The sequence below is a fragment of the Pseudoxanthobacter sp. genome, from assembly GCF_036822375.1.
Taxonomy (GTDB): Bacteria; Pseudomonadota; Alphaproteobacteria; order Rhizobiales; family Segnochrobactraceae; genus Pseudoxanthobacter.
In genome coordinates, this window is sequence record NZ_DAISHT010000023.1 from 26,718 (window position 1) to 29,732 (window position 3,015).

Sequence of the window (3,015 nt, forward strand, 5' to 3'; positions counted from 1 at the left end):
CCTCAGAACGGTGTCATGCCTCAGAAAAGTGTCGTGCCTCAGAACGGCAGCGCGCCGCCCTGCGCGGCGAGATGGCGGGCCTCGGCGAGAAAGGCCTGCGTCAGCGGTGCCAGCGGCTCGCGGGCCGGGCAGACGAGGCCGATCATCGGCGCCGATTCCGGCGGCATCGTTTCGCTGTGGGCCAGCGGAATGGCCACCAGCCGCTGTTCCAGCCCGGCCATTTCCGCCAGTCCTTCCGGCAGAATGGCAACCGCACGCCGGCTCAGCACATGGCCGACGAGCACGGCGATGGTGTTGGATTCCAGCTGCGGCGCCAGACGCAGGCCCTCAAGGGCAAACAGCCGCTCGACGATGCGGCGCTGCTGCATGGAACTGTCCAGCAGCGCCAGCGGCGCCGCCGCCGCCTCGCGCACCGGCACCGCGTCGCGGCCGGCAAACAGGCCGTCGCGCGCCGTGATCACACGATAGCGTTCGCGATAGAGCGACACCACCTTCAGCCGGCCGACCGGCTCGTTATCGACATAGGTGAGCGCGGCATCGACCGTCAGGTCGTCGAGCGCCGTCAGCAGATCGGCCGACGCCATCGAGCGCACGCTGAGGCGCACATCGCGGAAGCGGGCGCGAAACGGCCCGATCAGCCGTTCCGCAAAGCCGAGTGCGGTGGGCACGGCGGCAAGCCGCAGATGACCGGAAAGACCGCGGTGCAGGGCCTCGATTTCCTGCCGCATGGCGCGCATTTCGCCCACCACCCGCCGCGCCGCCTCCAGCGCCCGCTCGCCTTCGGGCGTGAAGCCCAGAAAACGGCTGCCGCGGTTGACCAGCAGGCAGCCGAGCTGCTCCTCAAGCGCGCGGATGCCGGCAGAAAGCGTGGGCTGGGTAACGCCGCAGGCGGCCGCGGCGCGGCCGAAGTGCCGCTCCCGGGCCAGAGCCAGAAGAAATTCCAGCTTGTCGATCACACCGCGCCGTAAACCTCGTCCGCCCGGTTCTCGAAGGCCTCGGCAAAGCGGCGGAAGGCCTGCTCGAACACCGCCCCCATCAGCGAGCCGAGCGTGCGGCTCTTGAATTCATAGGCGATATAAAACCCGACTTCGCACACTTCCTCGCCGAGCGGGCGGAACGACCAGCGGTTTTCGAGCGAGCGGAACGGCCCGTCGAGATAGGAAACCACGATCTCGCTGCGCGCCCGGTCGAGCACGACCTGCGAGGTGAAGGTTTCGCGGAACACCTTGTAGGCGACCGTCATGTCGGCCACCAGCACCTCGCGCCCGTCGGACAGCGACCGGCGCCCGCGCACATGCAGCGCCTGACACAGCGGCACGAAGCGCGGATATTTCTCCACATCCGCAACGAGATCGAACATCTCGGCGGCCGAGTGCCTCACCTTGCGGGCGGTCTGGAAGCTGGGCATATCGTTTCGCTGGTCCGCAGGATCAGTTGCCGAGCCGCGCCTGCCGGTTGGCCTTGAGACGCTCGAAATCCTCGCCCGCATGGTGCGACGAGCGGGTGAGCGGGCTCGACGACACCATCAGAAAGCCCTTGGCGTAGGCCACCGTCTCGAAGCCCTTGAACTCGTCCGGGGTGACGAAGCGGATGACCGGGTGATGCTTGCGGGTCGGCTGCAGGTACTGGCCGATGGTGAGAAAATCGACCTCGGCGGAGCGCAGGTCGTCCATCAGCTGCAGAACCTCGTTCCGCTCCTCGCCAAGGCCGACCATGATGCCGGATTTGGTGAAGATGGTCGGGTCCAGCTCCTTCACGCGCTGCAGCAGGCGGATGGAATGGAAATAGCGCGCCCCCGGGCGCACCTTCAGATATTTCGACGGCACGGTTTCGAGATTGTGGTTGAACACATCCGGCCGCGCCGCGACCACCACCTCAAGGGCCCCTTCCTTGCGCAGGAAATCGGGCGTCAGGATCTCGATGGTGGTCTTCGGCGCTTCCTGGCGGATCGCCTCGATGACCTCGGCAAAATGCCGGGCGCCGCCATCGGCCAGATCATCGCGGTCGACGGAGGTGATGACGACGTGGGCCAGACCGAGCTTGGCCACGGCTTCGGCCACATGCTGCGGCTCGCGCGGGTCGAGCGGCCCCGGCAGGCCGGTGCGCACATTGCAGAAGGCGCAGGCCCGCGTGCAGGTGTCGCCCATGATCATGAAGGTCGAGTGCTTCTTCGACCAGCATTCGCCGATGTTCGGGCAGCCGGCTTCCTCGCACACCGTGACGAGGCCGTTCTTGCGCACGATATCCTCGGTCTCGCGATAGACCGGGGAGCCCGGGGCGCGCACGCGGATCCACTCCGGCTTGCGCAGCAGCGGCGTATCGGGCCGGCTGGCCTTTTCCGGATGCCGGGGACGGGCTTTCGTGGTGTCGAGAACCGTGACCATGAACGGCAATCTCCCGCATCTTCGGCCTGCACGGGCGCCCTTTGCGCGGGTCCCTGTCCGCGGCCGGCACTGCCCGGCCGCGAAAGCCTCTCTGTTCTCTGAACTTAAATCACGGCCACCGCCCGGCGTCGAGGGGCGAGGACCGGCATTGCCGCAGGGCTGCCCCGTTGCCGCCGCATTCGCCGCGCTCAGCGCCGGCGGTCGAACAGCCCCAGCAGGAACAGCAGCACGATGGCGCCGATGGTGGAAACCACCAGGCTCGCCACGAACCCGGGCTGGGCGGAGATGGCAAACGCCCGCACCAGCGCCCCGCCGATGAGCGAGCCGACCAGACCCACGATCAGGTTCTTCAGAAGCCCCTGCCCGCGGTTGAACACCCGCCCGGCAATCCACCCGGCGACGATGCCGATCACGATCGCCCCGAAGAAACCGACGCCGCTCATCAGCCTGCTCCCTGCCCGGCCCGTCGGCCGCCTGCCCTAAAGGTGGGCGCGCCGGCCCGGACCGTCAATGGGCCGGGGGCGCGGCAGGTTGCCCGCGCCCGGCAGCCCCGCTCAGGTGTGGATCACCCGGCCATAGGCGTCGAGCACGCTCTCGTGCATCGTCTCCGACAGGGTCGGATGCGGGAACA

4 protein-coding genes are annotated in these 3,015 nt (G+C 68.0%); all 4 read right to left on the reverse strand.

Annotated features, from left to right (window positions below; genetic code table 11):
• Nucleotides 1-38 precede the first annotated feature (38 nt).
• Nucleotides 39-956, reverse strand: a complete 918-nt coding sequence (locus V7067_RS04370) for a LysR family transcriptional regulator (RefSeq protein ID WP_334174660.1) — start codon at nt 954-956, stop codon at nt 39-41.
• Entirely contained in the window at nt 953-1,408 is a 456-nt protein-coding gene (locus V7067_RS04375; protein ID WP_334174661.1) for a type II toxin-antitoxin system RatA family toxin, read from the reverse strand. The genes V7067_RS04370 and V7067_RS04375 overlap by 4 nt, the downstream gene beginning before the upstream one ends.
• Before the next feature lie 22 nt (nt 1,409-1,430).
• Complete coding sequence (gene lipA, locus V7067_RS04380; RefSeq protein ID WP_334174662.1) at nt 1,431-2,384, reverse strand: lipoyl synthase; 954 nt, start codon at nt 2,382-2,384, stop codon at nt 1,431-1,433.
• 188 nt (nt 2,385-2,572) lie between these two features.
• Complete coding sequence (locus tag V7067_RS04385; protein ID WP_334174663.1) at nt 2,573-2,827, reverse strand: GlsB/YeaQ/YmgE family stress response membrane protein; 255 nt, start codon at nt 2,825-2,827, stop codon at nt 2,573-2,575.
• Nucleotides 2,828-3,015 lie beyond the last annotated feature (188 nt).